Here is an 18,797-nt window from a genome sequence, read left to right as displayed (position 1 = left end):
AAGTATAAGAAAAAAGGGAGGTAAGCATCAAAGTTTCATAAAGAAGCAATCTTAATTAACCATCCACTAAAGTTATAAAAAAAAAGGAGATTAAAAAATGTCAATTAACGTAGAAAGTAAAAACACTCAAACTAACCAATCAGCAACCCAAGATTATATTAAAAAAGTGCTTCAATTAATCGAACAAAAAGAAATTTCAAAAGAAGATGCACAGTGGGTAACAAAAGAAACGGTCGAGAATTTCCGTGACCATGTAAACCCAGGGTTTTTGGAATACCGCAAGACGGTCACTAAAGACACACAATTCGCTTCGGTTGAGTGGTCTGATCAAGATTCCTGTTTTACGGATGTAAATGGAAAAAAATATATTGATTGTTTAGGTGGATTTGGTATTTATAATGTAGGCCACCGTAACCCTAAAGTTGTAAAGGCTGTAACCGATCAATTACAAAGACAAGCCCTTCATAGCCAGGACTTACTTGATCCATTACGTGCAATGCTCGCCAAGATCCTTGCCGAAATCACGCCGGGAGATCTAAAATACTCGTTCTTTACGAATAGCGGTACCGAGAGCGTGGAGGCTGCACTTAAGCTGGCCAAAATGTACAGTGACCGACACACGATCATTTCCACGACAAAATCATTTCATGGAAAAAGCCTTGGTTCACTATCGGCAACGGCAAAAGGCATGTTCAGAAAACCGTTCATTCCATTGATCCCAGGTGTGCGTCATGTACCTTTTGGTGATGTGGATATGATGAGAAAAACGTTTGAAAGTTGTGCGTTGGTCGGTGAAGATGTTGCTGCTGTACTATTGGAGCCAATCCAAGGTGAAGGTGGGGTAATCCTTCCTCCGCAAGGTTATTTAAAGCAAGTTCGGGCATTATGTGACGAATATGATGCGTTATTAATATTGGATGAAGTGCAAACTGGAATGGGCCGTACTGGTAAAATGTTCGCTTCCGAGCTATATGATGTTGTTCCGGACATTATTTGTTTAGCAAAAGCATTTGGCGGCGGGGTAATGCCTGCAGGGGCTGTTGTAGCTAATGAGAAAGTGTTTAAAAGCTGGTTCGACAATCCATTCATGCACACTACGACATTTGGCGGAAATCCACTAGCTTGTGCTGCGGCCATTGCGACGATCGACGTACTTTTGGAAGAAAACTTACCGCAGCGTGCTGCAGAAGTTGGTGAATACTTCTTAAATGGGTTAAGGGAAGTGGCTGATGAGCACAAAGATAAGGTTTTGGAGATCCGCGGCCAAGGTTTGATGATCGGTATTGAGTTCCATAAAGATGAAGTGGGCTATGAATTCTCAAAAGCCCTCTTTGATAAAGGCATCTTGGTAGCAGGTACGCTCATAAATTCCAAAACAATAAGGATTGAGCCGTCATTGACTATTAAGTTGGATGAAGTCGATACAGTCATTAAAGCGTTTAAAGAAGTCTTGCCGACGCTGCAATCTTAATTTATGTAAGCAGAAAAACAGCCTTAGGGCTGTTTTTTTTGAATTGGAGGGAGAGGGTATGGGGATTACTTACATATTTTTGTTTTATAACTGCTCCTCAGAAATTTTTTTCAAGAAAAATGAGTCATGAAAACGGGAATTACACAGATTAGACAAGGATTTAATTCCTTTAACGTAATTTGGTATGTTATAATAATTTCTGGAAAAAGGAGTGATGAAGATATGACACCTGCTCTGCAAAAAATGTGGATATCCTTTATAGCTATGGGCTTTATGGTTATCTCTATATTTCTAATCTACTTAAGCCGCTATAAATTAAAAGGTTTTTGGAGAGTCTTGACAGCAATTATCGCATACATACTTATGATTCTGGCCGGCTTGATCATCCTTATCGTTGTTCTTAGCGGGCCAACCACTTGATAGGTGAGGAGAAATGATGAGAAATTTTTTCAAAATATTATGTTTATTATGCATCTCTGTATCATTATCTGGCTGCTTATATCCGGAAAAGCAAAAAATGCAAAACCAACTGCCTTATAAAGAGCAAATACAATCAGTCCAAAGTGCAGTGGACCAATTTCAGAAAGATGAAGGCGGCATACTGCCCATCGTTACAAAAGATGCTGAAACACCGATTTATCAAAAATATGTCATAAAATTTTCTAAGATTTCACCGAGGTATATGGCTGAACCGCCAGACAATGCCTTTGAATCGGGAGGCGTCTTTCAATACATCCTCGTAAATGTTGAAAAGGATCCGACTGTAAAGCTGTTGGATGTCAGGATGGCGCAGAAGATTCAGGATGTTTCCTTGAGATTGACTGCTTATCAGCAAAGCAACGGATATCCGCCATTTAAGGAAAGGTTATCCGATAATGTCTTCACTCTTGATTATGAGAAAATGGGCCTGAAGGAAGCTCCGACGGTCACGAGCCCATTTTCACAAAAAGACTTATATCTTGTAGTCGATGGTCAAGGCAGTATTTTTGTTGATTATACCCCGGATTTACTTGAGGCATTGAAGAAGCATGAGGGGGAAATTAAGCCAGGTGAAGATATCCGAAAACTGCTGGTTCAGAGTTCGGAGTTCGTACCTGCCTATTCATTGCCATATACAATTGATGGAAAAACAAATAATCCAATATTTCTTACAAAATAGGCATAACCCTTCTTCTGCAAAATATATTGTAGGGGAAGGGTTATTTCATTTATCTTTATTTCATCTTACTTTTAAAATAACAACCCTTATATAAAATTTCTGGTGGAGGAAGGGATTGAACCAGGGAAATAATTGGAATAAATTTTTAGGACAACATCATAGATATATAATGTCCTAAATAAATGCAAATGGATAAACGAAATCCCAAAACTCTAATTCGGGAGGGGATACCTTGGAAAAGGTAGATATTTTTAAAGATATAGCTGAACGGACCGGTGGCGATATATACTTGGGGGTGGTCGGTGCCGTCAGGACTGGGAAATCCACATTTATTAAAAAATTCATGGAGCTAGTCGTCATTCCGAATATACCGTCAGAAGCGGACCGTGCCAGGGCACAGGATGAATTGCCTCAAAGTGCTGCCGGAAAGACGATCATGACGACGGAACCAAAATTCGTACCGAATCAGGCAGCATCGATTCAAGTAGCTGAAGGCCTCGACGTGAACATCCGTTTAGTCGATTGTGTCGGTTATACAATACCAGGGGCTAAAGGGTATGAAGATGAAAATGGTCCCCGCATGATTCACACACCTTGGTATGAAGAACCGATTCCGTTCAATGAAGCGGCTGAGATCGGTACTCGTAAAGTAATTCAGGATCATTCCACATTAGGTGTAGTCGTTACGACGGATGGATCGATAGGAGAAATTCCGCGAAGTGATTATTTAGAGGCCGAGGAAAGGGTTGTCGAAGAATTGAAGGAGGTTGGCAAACCATTTATCATGATTGTCAATTCCGTTCAGCCCCACCACCCGAATACGGTAGCACTGAAGGAATCCCTGCAGGAAAAGTATGATATCCCTGTATTGGCCATGAGTGTCGAAGGAATGCGGGAATCGGATGTTTATAGCGTACTGCGCGAGGCCCTGTACGAGTTTCCTGTCCTTGAGGTCAATGTTAATCTCCCGAGCTGGGTAATGGTTCTGCGCGAGGATCATTGGTTGAGGGAAAGTTACCAGGTCGCGGTTAAAGAGACCGTCAAGGACATTAAACGCCTGAGAGATGTGGATCGTGTAGTCGGTCATTTCAATGAATTCGAGTTCATTGACCGTGCCGCGCTTGCAGGCATTGAGATGGGTCAGGGTGTTGCAGAAATAGACCTATACGCCCCAGATGAACTCTATGATGAAATCTTGAAGGAAATTGTCGGTGTAGAGATCCGGGGCAAGGATCATCTGTTATCATTGATGCAGGACTTTGCATATGCTAAAGCAGAATATGATCAGGTGGCTGATGCATTAAGAATGGTCAAACAAACTGGATATGGTGTTGCAGCCCCATCCCTTAACGATATGAGTCTTGATGAACCGGAAATCATCCGTCAGGGAGCCCGGTTCGGTGTCAGGCTAAAAGCCGTAGCTCCTTCCATCCATATGATCAAGGTCGATGTCGAATCCGAGTTCTCGCCAATCATCGGTACGGAAAAGCAAAGTGAGGAATTAGTCCGGTATCTGATGCAGGATTTCGAAGACAATCCACTTTCCATTTGGAACTCCGATATTTTTGGCAGAAGCCTAAGTTCTTATGTAAGGGAAGGCATACAAGTGAAATTAGCGATGATGCCAGACAATGCGCGCTATAAATTGAAAGAAACACTGGAGAGGATCATTAATGAGGGCAGTGGGGGATTGATAGCCATCATCTTATAGAAAACGTTTAAAAGCTGGACCAACTCCATTTATGGATTGGTCTTTTTGCATGGGATGAACGGCAGGATCGCAGAAAAAATACCATTTATGAATGCTAATATTTGAAATGATCTGCGGTTATTTAGTATAATCTTAAAAAAACCCTGTGGTTAAGCGATTTTCAGCAATATAATAAGTTTAATTTCTATAAAAAAGGGAAATGATGAATAGCGAAAGACAAAATTTATAATATATACAATTATTAATGAAAAGATTCCCATTATTTTTTGAATTCCCTTGCTAAGCGAATAGGATTTGTGATAATCTACATACAGAAAACGCGTTATAACAGCGATTTCAACCTATTTATAGGTTTCCGGATGAATTATTTGGAAATTATTCGGGCTTGGTAATCCATGATTGCCAGGGAATGAAAATTTTTTGACCGAAACTAATATCAAATCACTATTATAGTGTTGTAATAATGATTTTTTATAAAGATCCCTTTTGGGAGGAGGTGAATGGCATGAACAAAACAGAATTAATTAATGAAGTTGTTACAGCAACTGAAATTTCTAAGAAAGACGCTACAAAAGCTGTTGATGCTGTTTTTGATACAATCTTAGAAGCTCTAAAAAACGGTGATAAAGTCCAATTGATTGGTTTTGGTAACTTTGAAGTTCGTGAACGTGCGGCTCGTAAAGGCCGTAACCCACAAACTGGTGACGAAATCGAAATTGCAGCTAGCAAAGTGCCAGCTTTCAAACCCGGTAAAGCGCTGAAAGATGCAGTGAAGTAATTCTACCATTACATACGGGTGCTTAACCGAAAAGGGCCGCGTGAAAACGCGGTCCTTTTTTTGCTTCTTAATTTCCATCTGTGATAATATAAAAGACAGTGAATATTTTTGAAACGCTAACAGATGGTAAATCCGCCACAAGGAAATGACCATCCGAATACCGCTTCCGACGAAACTGCCTTAAAGGCCGTCAATGTATGGGGGAATGGGTCGCTTTAATAATCTTAATTATGGATATCCGGGTGCAACGCCTTGGATTTTTTATCTGAATACATAATATTATTGATTTTTTAGGAGGTACAAAAAATGGCTAATGTTGATCATGCCAAATTAGAAGAAGCGGTTAAAATGCTTCTTGAGGCTGTAGGGGAAGACCCAACGAGGGAAGGACTGCTGGATACTCCTAGCCGTGTTGCCAGAATGTATGAAGAAATTTTTTCTGGACTTAATCAGGATCCAAAGGAATATTTCGATACTGTTTTTGGGGAGGACCATGAAGAACTCGTACTTGTAAAAGATATTCCGTTTTACTCAGTATGTGAACATCATTTAGTCCCTTTTTACGGGAAAGCCCATGTAGCATATATTCCGAAAAACGGAAAAGTGACTGGCCTAAGTAAATTGGCACGGGCGGTTGAGGCTGTATCGAAGCGTCCGCAACTTCAAGAGCGCATCACTTCTACAGTTGCTGACTCGATAATGGAAAAGCTCGAGCCACATGGTGTAATGGTTGTAGTAGAGGCTGAACATATGTGCATGACCATGCGCGGTGTAAAAAAACCCGGATCTAAAACAGTGACTTCAGCTGTAAGGGGAACGTTTGCGAAGGATCACCGTACTAGAGCTGAAGTGCTGGCATTCATTAAAGACTAAGGACATGGGGGCAGGAAAAAATGAATGAAAAAAAGATTCTGAATGATTTTGTCGTAATCAAAGCCATTGAGGATAGCGTGAATGTCATCGGGTTGACAAGGGGAACGGACACCAAGTTTCATCACTCCGAAAAGCTTGACTCAGGAGAGGTGATGATCGCCCAATTCACCGAGCATACCTCGGCAATTAAAATCAGGGGCCATGCAAAGGTCTATACTCCATTCGGAGAGATAGAAAGTGATTCCAAAAAGAATTCTCCTGACAAATGATAGCGTCTCAATGCCTGGTTAATTAGTAAATCAATCATCTGATATGGGTTTAACAAGCTGTAAATTTCCCGCATCCATTTTTTTGAAGAGCAAAAGACAATGGTTTCCTTATTTTTGGAAGTTTCATTTTATAAACGTTGACCATTTCATCTGATTGTTTTTATGGTATAATAATGTGTATTTGACACAGACAGAAACCAATATGTATGAAAAAAATTATCTTTCGGGGATGCAAGGGTGATCTCAATTGTTAAACATAACGGACGACATAAAGCAATTAAAACGATTAATAGAAACGAAAGCTCAACATCCATATTTATTGAAGTATATACAAAAGCCAAGCTTGGACGAAGATAAACTGATATTGCTTTGGGGATTGTTTAACGATTTGGACGTTACAAGCGAAAAACGGAATCAATATATCATTTCAACCATGTTAGTGCAAATAGCTCTGGATACCCATGAGATCGTCTCGAATTCGGGTGAAGGAATCGAGTCGCCAGAAGTATTGAAAAATCGTCAATTGCAAGTGCTTGCCGGAGATTACTATAGCGGCTTATATTATCAAGGGCTTGCCAGTGTAGGTAATGTTGACATGATCCGTATACTTTCAAGCGCGATAAAAAAAATAAATGATAATAAAATCATCCTTTACCAACAAGGTTCCATTAATGATGTACCAACGCTTTTAATGACGATAAAAGCGATCGAGGCTTCGCTGATTCATAAGCTGGGGGAGTACTATAGTGAGCCTGCCTGGATGGAACTATCGGAAGATCTGTTGCTTTTAAAACGGTTGCATGTTGAGAAGAGCAGTTATATGAAGTCGGGTCAATCGATAGTTTTTGATGTCCTAAGGGAAATGCCTTTTGATGACTCGATTGGTGGGGAAGTACCCATTTCGGAAAAAGAAGAACAGGTACGCAGCCAATTCGACAAGTGCCTGTGGGATGCCAGGCAATCCGTAGAGCGCTCGATGCGGAAACTTGCAAAGTTGGATGATGAGCTACTGGAAAGAGTGAAGGCCATCTTGGAACAAACAGAGAGTATAGCAAATTCATATGTGAAAGAAGGGTGAAACATGGAGCAGTCTAAAGAGCAAAAAGTTCATCATGTCTTTGAAAAGATCTACGGAAATTATGACAAGATGAATTCCCTCATCAGCTTTAAACAGCATCTTAAATGGCGTAAGGCTACAATGGCCATCATGAATGTCCCAAAAGGCGCCCATGCACTGGATGTATGCTGTGGAACAGCGGACTGGACCATTGCCCTTGCTAATGAAGTAGGACCAGAAGGAAAGGTTGTTGGTCTGGATTTTAGTAAGAACATGCTGAAAATCGGCGAACAAAAGGTGAATGAACTCAATCTAGATCAAGTCTCCCTAATGCATGGGAATGCAATGGAGCTTCCTTTTGAGGATAATAGCTTTGACTATGTCACGATCGGTTTCGGGCTGCGGAATGTCCCTGATTACATGAAAGTGCTTAAAGAGTTAAACCGTGTAGCCAAGCCGGGTGGAATGGTCGTTTGCCTGGATACATCACAGCCAACGATGCTAGGCTTTAAACAGGGCTATTATTTTTATTTCCGTTTCATTATGCCCATGTTCGGCAAATTATTCGCAAAAAGCTATAGTGAATACTCATGGCTGCAGGAATCAGCCCGGGATTTCCCAGGCATGAAAAAGCTTGAAAACATGTTTAAGCAGGCAGGAATGGAAAATGTCAGTTATAAGGCCCATTTCGGTGGGGTAGCAGCAACACATTTCGGGTACAAGCCTTCAAAATAAACAGAATAGCAATGGACAAAGCTGGGTGGAATGTATGAAATTTAAAATGATGTATTCATTTTTGAATGCAGATTTGCAATTAATAGAAAAAGAGCTGGAAGCCGCAATTGAAGCGGATTCCACGGTTTTAAGGGAAGCTTCCCTGCATTTACTGCAATCCGGTGGAAAACGGATCCGTCCGGTATTCGTCCTATTGGGTGCGAAGTTTGGCAACTATGATATTCATGTCGTAAAACATGTCGCAGCGACTTTGGAACTCATCCATACGGCCTCCCTTGTACATGACGATGTTGTGGATGATGCGGATTTACGCAGGGGATCGGCTACCATTAAGTCAAAGTGGGATAATCGTGTCGCCATGTACACAGGCGACTTCATTTTTGCTCGTGCACTGGAAATGATGGCGGTTATCGATTCTCCGCTTGCGCATCAAATTCTCGCTGATACTATGGTTGAACTATGTCTAGGGGAAATTGAACAAATAAAAGATAAGTACAATTTCGAACAGAATTGGCGGATATACTTTAGAAGGATCAAACGGAAAACGGCATTGCTCATAGCATCCAGCTGCCAGTTGGGAGCCATTTCAGCAGGTGTTGAAGAAAGGGTTCATCAAAAGTTATTTAAATTCGGATATTATGTCGGTATGTCCTATCAAATCACCGATGATATATTGGATTTTACGGCTTCGGAAGAAGAGCTTGGGAAACCAGCCGGCAGTGATTTGATTCAAGGTAATATCACTTTGCCCGTTTTGATTGCTATGGAAGATCCAAAGTTAAAAAAGCTTATCGAAACAGTTCGGGAAGATACGTCAAAAGACGAAATGTCCCATATTATCAATGCGATAAAAACTTCCGGTGCCATTGAACAGGCTGCGAGGATCAGTGATATGTATTTAGAAAAGGCTTTTACTGAATTGAAAGGCCTTCCTGCCATTAAAGCTAGAAAAACGTTATCGGACATCGCGAAAAATATCGGAAAAAGAAAGTTTTGATAATGGGAGTTGCGAAACTCATCAAACAATGGTAATATTCTAAAAGTATTGCCTTATATAGGCAAATAACAATGATACATATTAGGAGTGACATTCATGGAAAGAACATTTTTAATGGTTAAGCCTGACGGCGTTCAACGCAATCTAATCGGTGAAATCGTTTCCCGTTTTGAAAAGAAAGGCTTCCTTCTTGCAGGAGCGAAATTAATGGTGATTTCTCAAGAATTGGCCGAGCAACATTATGGCGAGCACAAAGAGCGTCCTTTCTTTGGCGAATTAGTGGACTTCATTACTTCAGGTCCTGTCTTCGCAATGGTTTGGGAAGGTGAAAACGTAATCGCTACTGCACGTCAAATGATGGGTGCGACTAATCCTAAAGATGCAGCAGCAGCAACGATTCGTGGCGACTTTGCCGTAACTGTCGGCAAAAACATCATTCACGGATCTGATTCAGCTGAAAGCGCTGTACGTGAAATCGGTTTATTCTTCAAAGAAGAAGAAATTGTTGAGTATTCTAAACTTGTAAGCGAGTGGGTTTATTAATTAATACGATCACTCTATAAAAAGCGGGTTCCATCGTCATTATGCGATGGAACCCGCTTTTTTTGTATGGCTTTTTTAGTTTCCCGGCAAGGTGAGGAATTATTTTAGTTTAAAGAAAATATGGCACTCTCCGATATATAAAGGGAAGGACCACTTAAAATAATTATGTGCAGGGGAGTCGTAGGAATGCCTCAAGAATATGAAGAGTTTATTCGTAATATCAAAATGTTGACAGGCATTGATTTGGCATTATATAAGGAAGGGCAAATGAAAAGGCGGCTAACAACTCTATATGAAAAAAGAGGATATCATTCATTTCGTGAATACTATAAAGACATTCAAACCAATTCCGGAGTTTTAAATGAGTTTTTGGATAGAATGACAATCAATGTTTCCGAATTTTATAGAAATGCGAAAAGATGGGAAGTGTTGGAGCGTAAAATCCTTCCTGGATTATTAGCAAGCAAAAAAAAGTTGAAAATTTGGAGTGCAGCCTGTTCAACTGGCGAGGAACCATATACGATTGCAATGATATTATCCAATCTGGTTCCGCTTAGCCAAATAGAGATATTGGCGACGGATCTGGATGAAAATGTATTGGCGCGAGCGAAATTGGGGTTGTATCCTGAACGTTCCTTAAATGAAGTACCTGAAGAAATCAAAAGGAAATACTTTGAGAAAAGGGATGAGTTTTATCGTGTCGATGATGAAATCAAGAGAAGGGTGACATTTAAAAAGCAAAACCTTCTCGCTGATCGGTTCGAACAGGAGTTCGATTTAATCGTTTGCCGCAATGTTTTAATTTATTTCACTGAAGAAGCCAAAAATTTATTATATGAAAAATTCAGTGCATCACTAAAAAGTGGCGGGGTCTTTTTTGTAGGAAGTACAGAGCAAATATTCACCCCAGGAAAGTATCAATTTGAAACGGTCGACACATTTTTTTATAAGAAAAAGTAAATACTTTGGATAAAAAGGGACTGATTCTGTACATAAACATTCAGTCCCTTTTCGTTTGTCGTGAAAAGGCAAATCCAGTAGAACTCAAATTTGAAAGATTAAACTATATCGAAAATGTTTAAGTACTTGTAAAATAGAGAGAAAAGTGATTAAATTCAAACAATATGGTTTTTACGTTTTACATATACCCATATTTCATAAAATTGTGGTATATTGATACATATACACTTTAAAGTGCTAAAAGGGGGCTGGAAGATGAGATATTTAACAGCGGGAGAATCACATGGTCCGCAACTGACTACTATCATTGAAGGGTTACCGGCAGGAATGCCGATATCGAATGAGGATATTAATCAAGAGTTAGGGCGCCGGCAAAAAGGGCATGGACGTGGAAGAAGGATGCAGATCGAGAAAGATCAGGCATTCATTTCTTCGGGAATCAGACATGGCTACACACTCGGTTCACCGGTTGCTTTAGTGGTTGAGAACGATGACTGGAAGCATTGGACAAAGATTATGGGAAGTGAAGGGCTTTCAGAAGAGGAAGCTGAAGAAATTAAACGTAAAATCACCCGGCCTCGTCCTGGTCATGCCGACTTGAACGGCGGGATTAAATATGGGCACCGCGATTTGAGAAATGTTCTGGAACGCTCTTCAGCCCGTGAAACGACAGTAAGGGTGGCTGCAGGTGCTGTCGCTAAAAAGCTATTGTCTTTATTGGAGATAGAAGTGGCATCGCATGTTTTGGAAATTGGCGGAGTGAAGGCAGAACCGCCAAAATACGAAACGATTCAGCAATTGCAACAAGTAACGGAAGAATCTTCTGTTAGATGTTTTGACAAAAACGTAGAGCAACAGATGAAGGATGCAATTGATGAAGCGAAACAAAAAGGAGATTCCATCGGCGGAATCGTTGAAGTCATTGTAGAAGGAATGCCTGTAGGTGTGGGAAGTTATGTGCATTATGACCGTAAGCTTGATGCAAAACTAGCCGCAGCGATAATGAGCATCAATGCTTTTAAAGGTGTGGAAATAGGTCTTGGATTTGAAGCGGCCCATCTATTCGGCAGTGAGGTCCATGATGAAATCGCATGGGACGAAGATCAGGGTTATTACCGGAAAACCAATCGCCTTGGCGGTTTTGAAGGCGGTATGACAACTGGAATGCCGATAGTTGTACGCGGTGTGATGAAGCCGATCCCGACTTTATATAAACCTTTGAAAAGTGTTGATATCGATACGAAGGAAGTGTTTGAAGCAAGTGTCGAACGTTCCGATAGTTGTGCGGTTCCTGCTGCAGCGGTAGTTGCTGAAGCGGTAGTTGCATGGGAGCTGGCGGCTGCCATCATTGATCAATTCCCTTCAGATCGGTATGAGCAATTAGCGGAATACATGAAATCATATCGGGAAGAAGTAAAGGGGTTTTAAATCATGGAATCCATCCAAATAAAAACGGCTTCCAAGCAATATCCGGTTTTAATTGGCAAGAGGGCAATAAATGAATTGCCAGAATTAATAACACACGAATTAAATCATCTAAACAAGATTCTGATCATAACTGATGAGAAAGTGGCGGCACTTCATTTGGAAACTGTGAAAAACGCTCTGATCAAGACAGGAAAACCGGTCCTTCATCATGTAGTGCCAGAAGGGGAGCATGCTAAAACTTTCGATGTGTTTTATGAATGCCAAAGCTTCTGCTTATCCCATCAGATTAATCGCAAGTCATTGATTATCGCCCTTGGCGGTGGTGCAGTCGGTGACTTGGCTGGATTCGTTGCGGCCACTTTTATGAGAGGGATTCCATTTATACAGGTTCCGACGACTTTGCTCGCCCATGATAGTGCAGTGGGCGGCAAGGTTGCCATCAATCACCCGCTGGGGAAAAATATGATTGGGGCCTTTCATCAGCCTGAAGCGGTCATTTATGATCTTGAGTTTCTTAAAACTTTGCCTCTTAAAGAATTAAGGTCAGGTTTTGCGGAAGTCATTAAACATTCCTTGATAGCAGATAATGAGTTTTATCTATGGTTAAAGTCGAATATTGTTGATTTGAATGATCTAACGGATGAACAGTTCCTGACAATGATTACAAAAGGAATTGGCATTAAAGCTAAAATTGTCGAAGAGGATGAGAGGGAAAACGGCATTCGTGCCTTTTTGAATTTTGGTCATACGCTTGGGCATGCTGTGGAAAGTTCAATGGGATACGGAAACTTTACGCATGGTGAATCAATTTTAATCGGGATGGTATATGCTCTTAGATTAAGCAGAAAAAAAGTGGATCTCGATTTTAAACTAGATGAGTTTATTGGCTGGGTTTCTTCTTTAGGTTATCAAATAATCATTCCAACCCGACTTGAACATGCAATGCTACTTGATTTAATGAAAACAGACAAAAAATCGGTCAATGATTCAGCTACCTTTGTTCTGCTAAACGAAGTGGGGTCACCGCTATTAATGGATATAGCCGACTCTGAGCTGATAGAGGAAATGGCGGATATGATATAGAGTTCTAAAGAAGGGGGGACTATGTGTGATAAGAGGAATAAGAGGTGCCACTACAGTAGAGAGAGACACAGAGATGGAAGTGATTTCAGCTGTCGAAAAGTTGATGGCGGAGATCATTCGGGTCAACGAGATTGATCCCGATATGGTAGCTTCTGTATTTTTTTCTGCGACGGAAGAGATTCGTTCTGTCTTCCCCGCCAAAGCCTTGAGGAAATTCGAAGGCTGGACTTATGTACCGGTTACATGCATGAAAGAAATACCGGTGAGCAACTCCCTGCCATTTTGCATCCGGGTCATGATCCACGTAAATACGACGAAATCTCAAAAAGAAATACATCATGTATACCAGGCAGGGGCTACGGTATTACGGCCAGATTTGACAAAGCAGATATAAGATGATTTTAAATCTATGAATATGATATACTACTTTCGCACTTTGTTACTTTAAAGTGATAAAAAATATATAGAGGTGATTGACATGAAATGGAATGAAGCGGTCCTTTCCTTGAAGTCTTATCAACCGGGAAAATCCACTGATGAAGTGAAAAAATTATACGGGTTGGAAAAAATCACGAAATTAGCTTCAAATGAAAATCCTTTTGGCTGTTCGGAAAAGGTCAAGGAATCCGTTAGGAATTCAACCCATTCGTTTGCCATCTATCCGGATGGATATGCCACGATGCTTAGGGAAGCTGTTGCAAAACATACAGGTGTGAAAGAAACTCAGCTTATTTTTGGAAATGGATCTGATGAGAACATTCAAATCATCTCCAGGAGTCTATTGGGATCAGGTAAGAATACGGTCATGGCAACAGGCACTTTTTCGCAGTATCGCCATAATGCCACGTTAGAAGGTGCGGAAATCAGGGAAGTTCCCCATATTGATGGTGCTCATGATCTAGAAGGAATGCTTAAAGTAATAGATGAAAAAACAGCGGTTGTCTGGCTTTGTACACCAAATAATCCAACTGGTAAATACATTTCGGAACAGGACTTAGTATCGTTCATCGAAAAAGTGCCGGAAGATGTTCTTATCGTTTTGGATGAAGCTTATTGTGAATATGCAACGGCTGAGGATTACCCAAGAACGAATCAATGGATTAATAAATATAAAAATTTGATCATACTCCGGACATTCTCAAAAATTTATGGACTTGCCAGCTTTAGGGTAGGGTATGGTTTGGCGGATGAAGATATTATTCAGAAACTAGATCCATCCCGGGAACCATTCAATGTGAACACATTTGCACAGAATATTGCTATCGTCGCTTTGGAAGATCAAGCCTTCATTGAAAAATGCAAGGAAGAAAATCAAAAAGGGCTCAAGCGGTACTATGAATTTTGCAATAAGGAAAATTTAGCTTATTACCCGTCACAAGGTAATTTCATCTTTATCCATTTTAAACAGGATGCCGACGTGGTGTTTCAATATTTGCTTGAACGCGGGTACATCGCAAGGTCGGGGAAATCTTTCGGTTTTCCTAACAGCCTGAGGGTAACGATTGGTTCCACTGAAGAAAATGAAGGAATGATTAATGCTATTAAAACTTTTTTGAATGAAGCTGAGGCACCTTCTGATTCGCTGCTTTAACGTTTCATCAAACCTAGAGGAGCATAAAAGATGCGGGGGAGAGAAGAGTGAAGGGTAAGGTTTTTGTAATAGGTTTAGGTCTAATTGGCGGATCACTGGCCATGGCTGTACGCCATGCACATCCTGAAGCCGTGATTGTTGGTGCGGACCTAAGTGAAAAGAATGTTCAACTATCGACGCTATTGGGGATCATTGATGAGTCTGTATCATCTTTGGAAGCGGGAGCACGTGAAGCTGATTTGATTCTACTTGCTGTGCCTGTCAATGAAACCGTGAAGATTTTAGCTCAATTGGCTGATATGGATTTAAAAAATGATGTCCTCATATCGGATGCAGGAAGTACGAAGGATACAGTCGTAAAGGCAGCAAAACCATTGATAGATAAAGGGGTGGCCTTCATCGGGGGGCACCCTATGGCTGGTTCCCATAAAAGCGGTGCTGCGGCAGCCAAATTGCATTTATTCGAACACGCATTTTATTTGCTTACTCCCGGCGATTCCATTGAAGAAGAAAAAGTTGAGCAGCTTAAACGGTGGCTGCAAGGGACAAGAGCTAACTTTCTGGTTGTGAGTCCTGCCACGCATGATAAGCTGACTGGGGTCATTAGTCATTTTCCGCATATTGTCGCATCGGGGCTCGTTAAGCAGGCAGAACATTACAGTAAGGAAAACAAGTTGATTTCAAGGCTTGCAGCAGGCGGATTCCGAGATATTACAAGAATTGCTTCAAGCAGTCCGGAAATGTGGCGTGACATTTTGTTACATAACCGGGATGTGCTACTTGAATTAATGAATGATTGGCTGAATGAAATGGAGCATATAAAAGGTCTGGTTGCTAGTGAAGATAGTGAAGAAATCCTTCGATTCTTTACCGATGCCAAGATTTTCAGGGATGATTTGCCTACACATGCAAAAGGCGCCATACCAGCGTTTTATGATTTATATATCGATATACCGGATTATGCCGGAATAATTTCTGAGATTACCGGATACTTGGCTCAAGAAGGTATCAGCATTACAAACATAAGGATCATTGAAACCAGGGAAGAGATATACGGTGTGCTGGTCATCAGCTTCCAAACGGATGTTGATCGAATTAAAGCTGCGGAGTGTATTTCTAGACATACAGATTATGAAACGATCCTGGCATAATATTGATAGGAAAGGATGGTTTTATGAATTCAAAAAAATTACAAACAAACATCCGAACTTTACGTGGTTCGATTGCCATACCTGGAGATAAGTCGATCTCCCATCGTTCAATAATGTTCGGAGCGCTTGCCGAAGGGGAAACGACAGTCACTAATTTTCTTCCAGGAGCCGACTGTTTAAGTACGATTTCCTGTTTTAAGCAGCTTGGAGTCCATATTGAGCAAGATGGCCAGAACGTCAAAATTGAAGGCAAAGGTTTTAATGGATTAAAGGAACCTGAATCTGTACTGGATGTCGGAAATTCTGGTACGACGATCAGGTTAATGATGGGCATTTTGGCAGGACAGCCATTTTCGGCCGTTTTGGCAGGTGATGAATCGATAGCCAAACGTCCAATGACCAGGGTAGTCAACCCACTTCGTCAGATGGGAGCAGTCATTGATGGCAGAAAAGGAGCGGAATACACCCCGCTCTGTATAAGAGGTGGCAAATTAAAAGGGCTTCGCTATGAATTGCCTGTAGCAAGTGCGCAGGTAAAATCAGCGATAATCTTGGCTGGTTTACAGGCGGAAGGCGAAACGGTCATTATCGAACCGGAAGAGACCCGTGATCATACAGAACGAATGATCCAAGAGTTTGGCGGGAAAATCGAAAAGGACGGTCACACGATTAAAGTAAGCGGAAACCAAGTCTTCAAAGGGACTTCCATCCATGTGCCGGGTGATATTTCTTCGGCTGCTTTCTTCATGGTGGCTGCAGCGATTACGGAAAATAGTGAAGTGGTGTTAAAGAATGTGGGCCTTAATCCGACAAGGACAGGAATCATCGAAGTCATGAAATCGATGGGGGCGGATATTACGATAGAGAAGAAGACGAGCGAGGGTGAACCAGCAGGAGACATCACTGTCAGAAGTTCCCGACTAAAAGGGACGACCATCAGCGGTGATTTAATTCCCCGACTTATCGATGAAATACCGGTAATTGCACTTCTGGCAACACAGGCTGAAGGGATAACGACAATCAAGGATGCAGCAGAACTTAAAGTGAAAGAGACGAATCGAATTGATACTGTTGCGAATGAGCTCTCCATCCTTGGGGCAGATATAACCCCGACAGCAGATGGATTGATCATCCAAGGACGTAAAGCCCTTAATGGAGGTAAGGTTACAAGCCATGGAGATCATCGTATCGGGATGATGCTTGCTGTAGCGGCTATGATAACGGATGGGGAAGTGGAACTTGCTGACCCTGATGCCATAGATGTATCATATCCACAATTTTTTGGGCATTTGAGTCAATTGATAAAGTAAATATAAAAAAAGTTTACATACCTTATTTGGTCTGTAAACTTTTTTTAAATGCTCAAAAGTGTTGAAAGCGCTAACATTCGGGCTTTTTTTACCTGTATGGTCATGAAAATAATGAAAAAGGGGTTCATGATCAAAAAGGAGATTCACCATAGCGTGGAGAATTAACTAGTAACCTTTTTTTAATGAGAATGGGAGGGGACTTCATCGATGGAATACAGGGCTACAGTGTGGTAAACTAATGAATACTGTTTACTATGCATCTCGCGTATACAAGGTATTTTGTTCTTGATGGAAGAATATGTTACATTATGGCGTGAGTGTGTGTATGACTAGGGACCAAGTCTATCTTGCAAAAGGAAGGATTCAACAATGAACACAGTGGAACAAGTTATACAGCATTTAAAAAAAGGGGAATTAACAGAAGCTCTTAAACATATAAATCGAATTAAAACATCAGAGTCAGCAGAGGACATATTGTTGCTGGCCGAAGAAATGCTCCAGCTTGGTTTTGCGGAGGAGGCAAAGGATCTTTTTGAACATCTGCTGCAGCTCTATCCCAATGAAGGAGAATTGATTGTTTCGTTGGCGGAAATCCTTATTGACATGGACCAGGAAGATGAAGCGATGCTGTTGCTTGAAAAAGTAAGTGCAGATGATGAAGTATATCCAAGTGCTTTGCTTTTGGAAGCGGACCTTTATCAATTACAGGGGATGGATGAGGTCAGCGAACGGAAATTACAGCAAGCCAAGGAAATGCTTCCAGATGAGATCATCATTGATTTTGCACTAGCTGAACTGTTCTTTCATCAAGGAAGGGATCAGGAAGCCATTGCAAATTACATAAAAGTTTTGAAACAGGAACAAGAAATCGCTGGTGTTAATGTCAATCAGAGGCTTGCTGAAGCATTAAGCAGTTCAGGAAAGTTCGAGGAGGCCCTTCCCCACTTTGAAAAGGCCTTACAGGATGGACTTGAAATCAATACCCTATTTGAATATGCATTTACAGCTTTTCAGGCAGGTCTTTATGAGACAGCCGTACGAAAGTTTATTGAACTGAAAGAATTAGACCATGAATACCATTCTCTATATTTGTACCTGGCAAAGAGTTATGAACATCTTGAAGATCTGGAAAATGCCTTGAAAACGGTCAAAGAAGGAATCAAGGCTGATGAATTCAATAAGGAACTTTACTTCTTCGGAGGAAAAATAGCTTTGAAAAGCGGGCTTGATGAAGAGGCGGAAAATCTATTTAAAGAAGCACTTGCCATTGATCCGGGATACCTGGAAGCTGCACTCACCCTATTGAAATTGTATACGCACCACGAAAGGTATGAAGATGTATTGGAGTGTATTGGTGAAGTAAGGCGATATGGAGAGGATGATCCGCAGTTTGAATGGATAGCTGCTGTATCTTATCAGCAAACCGAACAATTTAAAGAGTCATTAACCAGCTATCATAAAGCATATAATTCATTCAAGAACAATCAAGATTTCCTTGAAGATTATGGTTTCTTTTTAATTGAAGAAGGAGACAGAGCGACATCTAGAGAAGTATTTAATAAGCTGCTTGAGATGAACCCGGCGAATGATGAGTATGCAATGATTTTGGAGCGGCTAGGTGAAAGCACGGATGAATTGTAGATAAGTGAAACAACACTAAATCAAGACAGAGGAGGGAATT

19 protein-coding genes are annotated in these 18,797 nt (G+C 41.0%); all 19 read left to right on the top strand.

What is annotated here, in order from left to right:
* Positions 1 to 97: 97 nt before the first annotated feature.
* On the top strand, positions 98 to 1,471 hold the full coding sequence (locus N0M92_RS12545) for a putrescine aminotransferase (protein WP_260286040.1): 1,374 nt from the start codon (positions 98 to 100) through the stop codon (positions 1,469 to 1,471).
* Positions 1,472 to 1,693: 222 nt separating this feature from the next.
* Positions 1,694 to 1,891: a DUF2768 domain-containing protein gene (locus tag N0M92_RS12540; RefSeq protein ID WP_048681698.1), complete on the top strand. Its 198-nt coding sequence runs from the start codon at positions 1,694 to 1,696 to the stop codon at positions 1,889 to 1,891.
* A 13-nt stretch (positions 1,892 to 1,904) separates the two neighbouring features.
* Positions 1,905 to 2,630, top strand: a complete 726-nt coding sequence (locus N0M92_RS12535) for a hypothetical protein (protein WP_397443843.1) — start codon at positions 1,905 to 1,907, stop codon at positions 2,628 to 2,630.
* Between the two features lie 232 nt (positions 2,631 to 2,862).
* Positions 2,863 to 4,341 carry a stage IV sporulation protein A gene (gene spoIVA, locus N0M92_RS12530; RefSeq protein ID WP_260286038.1) on the top strand — a complete coding sequence of 493 codons (1,479 nt, stop codon included), beginning with the start codon at positions 2,863 to 2,865 and terminating at the stop codon, positions 4,339 to 4,341.
* A 505-nt stretch (positions 4,342 to 4,846) separates the two neighbouring features.
* Positions 4,847 to 5,119: an HU family DNA-binding protein gene (locus tag N0M92_RS12525; protein WP_034308023.1), complete on the top strand. Its 273-nt coding sequence runs from the start codon at positions 4,847 to 4,849 to the stop codon at positions 5,117 to 5,119.
* 306 nt (positions 5,120 to 5,425) lie between these two features.
* Complete coding sequence (gene folE / locus N0M92_RS12520) at positions 5,426 to 5,992, top strand: GTP cyclohydrolase I FolE (RefSeq protein ID WP_076365641.1); 567 nt, start codon at positions 5,426 to 5,428, stop codon at positions 5,990 to 5,992.
* A gap of 20 nt (positions 5,993 to 6,012) precedes the next feature.
* On the top strand, positions 6,013 to 6,261 hold the full coding sequence (gene mtrB, locus N0M92_RS12515; RefSeq protein ID WP_076365643.1) for a trp RNA-binding attenuation protein MtrB: 249 nt from the start codon (positions 6,013 to 6,015) through the stop codon (positions 6,259 to 6,261).
* Positions 6,262 to 6,508: 247 nt separating this feature from the next.
* Positions 6,509 to 7,339, top strand: coding sequence for a heptaprenyl diphosphate synthase component 1 (locus tag N0M92_RS12510; protein WP_260286034.1), 831 nt, complete (start codon positions 6,509 to 6,511; stop codon positions 7,337 to 7,339).
* A 3-nt stretch (positions 7,340 to 7,342) separates the two neighbouring features.
* Positions 7,343 to 8,053, top strand: coding sequence for a demethylmenaquinone methyltransferase (locus tag N0M92_RS12505; protein ID WP_098370781.1), 711 nt, complete (start codon positions 7,343 to 7,345; stop codon positions 8,051 to 8,053).
* Positions 8,054 to 8,087: 34 nt separating this feature from the next.
* Positions 8,088 to 9,050 (top strand): heptaprenyl diphosphate synthase component II, encoded by a 963-nt coding sequence (gene hepT, locus N0M92_RS12500; protein WP_260286033.1) that lies wholly within the window; start codon positions 8,088 to 8,090, stop codon positions 9,048 to 9,050.
* 96 nt (positions 9,051 to 9,146) lie between these two features.
* Complete coding sequence (ndk, locus tag N0M92_RS12495; RefSeq protein WP_076365651.1) at positions 9,147 to 9,593, top strand: nucleoside-diphosphate kinase; 447 nt, start codon at positions 9,147 to 9,149, stop codon at positions 9,591 to 9,593.
* A gap of 186 nt (positions 9,594 to 9,779) precedes the next feature.
* Positions 9,780 to 10,553, top strand: a complete 774-nt coding sequence (locus tag N0M92_RS12490) for a CheR family methyltransferase (RefSeq protein ID WP_260286028.1) — start codon at positions 9,780 to 9,782, stop codon at positions 10,551 to 10,553.
* A gap of 255 nt (positions 10,554 to 10,808) precedes the next feature.
* The gene (gene aroC, locus N0M92_RS12485) at positions 10,809 to 11,981 is read left to right on the top strand and encodes a chorismate synthase (RefSeq protein WP_260286027.1); all 1,173 of its coding nucleotides are present in this window, start codon (positions 10,809 to 10,811) and stop codon (positions 11,979 to 11,981) included.
* 3 nt (positions 11,982 to 11,984) lie between these two features.
* Positions 11,985 to 13,064: a 3-dehydroquinate synthase gene (gene aroB / locus N0M92_RS12480; RefSeq protein ID WP_260286025.1), complete on the top strand. Its 1,080-nt coding sequence runs from the start codon at positions 11,985 to 11,987 to the stop codon at positions 13,062 to 13,064.
* Between the two features lie 25 nt (positions 13,065 to 13,089).
* Positions 13,090 to 13,458, top strand: a complete 369-nt coding sequence (gene aroH, locus N0M92_RS12475) for a chorismate mutase (protein WP_192205345.1) — start codon at positions 13,090 to 13,092, stop codon at positions 13,456 to 13,458.
* A gap of 84 nt (positions 13,459 to 13,542) precedes the next feature.
* A complete protein-coding gene (hisC, locus tag N0M92_RS12470) occupies positions 13,543 to 14,655 on the top strand; it encodes a histidinol-phosphate transaminase (RefSeq protein ID WP_260286024.1) in 1,113 nt (370 codons plus the stop codon).
* Between the two features lie 47 nt (positions 14,656 to 14,702).
* Complete coding sequence (locus N0M92_RS12465) at positions 14,703 to 15,806, top strand: prephenate dehydrogenase (RefSeq protein WP_260286023.1); 1,104 nt, start codon at positions 14,703 to 14,705, stop codon at positions 15,804 to 15,806.
* A gap of 23 nt (positions 15,807 to 15,829) precedes the next feature.
* Positions 15,830 to 17,116, top strand: coding sequence for a 3-phosphoshikimate 1-carboxyvinyltransferase (aroA, locus tag N0M92_RS12460; RefSeq protein ID WP_260286022.1), 1,287 nt, complete (start codon positions 15,830 to 15,832; stop codon positions 17,114 to 17,116).
* A 369-nt stretch (positions 17,117 to 17,485) separates the two neighbouring features.
* The gene (locus tag N0M92_RS12455; protein WP_260286021.1) at positions 17,486 to 18,757 is read left to right on the top strand and encodes a tetratricopeptide repeat protein; all 1,272 of its coding nucleotides are present in this window, start codon (positions 17,486 to 17,488) and stop codon (positions 18,755 to 18,757) included.
* Positions 18,758 to 18,797 lie beyond the last annotated feature (40 nt).

It is taken from the genome of Peribacillus aracenensis, assembly GCF_025175645.1.
Classification (GTDB): domain Bacteria; phylum Bacillota; class Bacilli; order Bacillales; family DSM-1321; genus Peribacillus; species Peribacillus aracenensis.
Note: the sequence above shows the minus strand (reverse complement) of the source record. Positions and strands in the feature narration are given on the sequence as shown.

Bases quoted from the DNA above. Each gene is read 5' to 3' on its own strand.
- N0M92_RS12545 (WP_260286040.1), top strand. From the start codon at position 98: ATGTCAATTAACGTAGAAAGTAAAAACACTCAAACTAACCAATCAGCA.
- N0M92_RS12540 (WP_048681698.1), top strand. From the start codon at position 1,694: ATGACACCTGCTCTGCAAAAAATGTGGATATCCTTTATAGCTATGGGC.
- N0M92_RS12535 (WP_397443843.1), top strand. From the start codon at position 1,905: ATGATGAGAAATTTTTTCAAAATATTATGTTTATTATGCATCTCTGTA.
- N0M92_RS12525 (WP_034308023.1), top strand. From the start codon at position 4,847: ATGAACAAAACAGAATTAATTAATGAAGTTGTTACAGCAACTGAAATT.
- folE (WP_076365641.1), top strand. From the start codon at position 5,426: ATGGCTAATGTTGATCATGCCAAATTAGAAGAAGCGGTTAAAATGCTT.
- mtrB (WP_076365643.1), top strand. From the start codon at position 6,013: ATGAATGAAAAAAAGATTCTGAATGATTTTGTCGTAATCAAAGCCATT.
- N0M92_RS12505 (WP_098370781.1), top strand. From the start codon at position 7,343: ATGGAGCAGTCTAAAGAGCAAAAAGTTCATCATGTCTTTGAAAAGATC.
- hepT (WP_260286033.1), top strand. From the start codon at position 8,088: ATGAAATTTAAAATGATGTATTCATTTTTGAATGCAGATTTGCAATTA.
- ndk (WP_076365651.1), top strand. From the start codon at position 9,147: ATGGAAAGAACATTTTTAATGGTTAAGCCTGACGGCGTTCAACGCAAT.
- N0M92_RS12490 (WP_260286028.1), top strand. From the start codon at position 9,780: ATGCCTCAAGAATATGAAGAGTTTATTCGTAATATCAAAATGTTGACA.
- aroC (WP_260286027.1), top strand. From the start codon at position 10,809: ATGAGATATTTAACAGCGGGAGAATCACATGGTCCGCAACTGACTACT.
- aroB (WP_260286025.1), top strand. From the start codon at position 11,985: ATGGAATCCATCCAAATAAAAACGGCTTCCAAGCAATATCCGGTTTTA.
- hisC (WP_260286024.1), top strand. From the start codon at position 13,543: ATGAAATGGAATGAAGCGGTCCTTTCCTTGAAGTCTTATCAACCGGGA.
- aroA (WP_260286022.1), top strand. From the start codon at position 15,830: ATGAATTCAAAAAAATTACAAACAAACATCCGAACTTTACGTGGTTCG.
- N0M92_RS12455 (WP_260286021.1), top strand. From the start codon at position 17,486: ATGAACACAGTGGAACAAGTTATACAGCATTTAAAAAAAGGGGAATTA.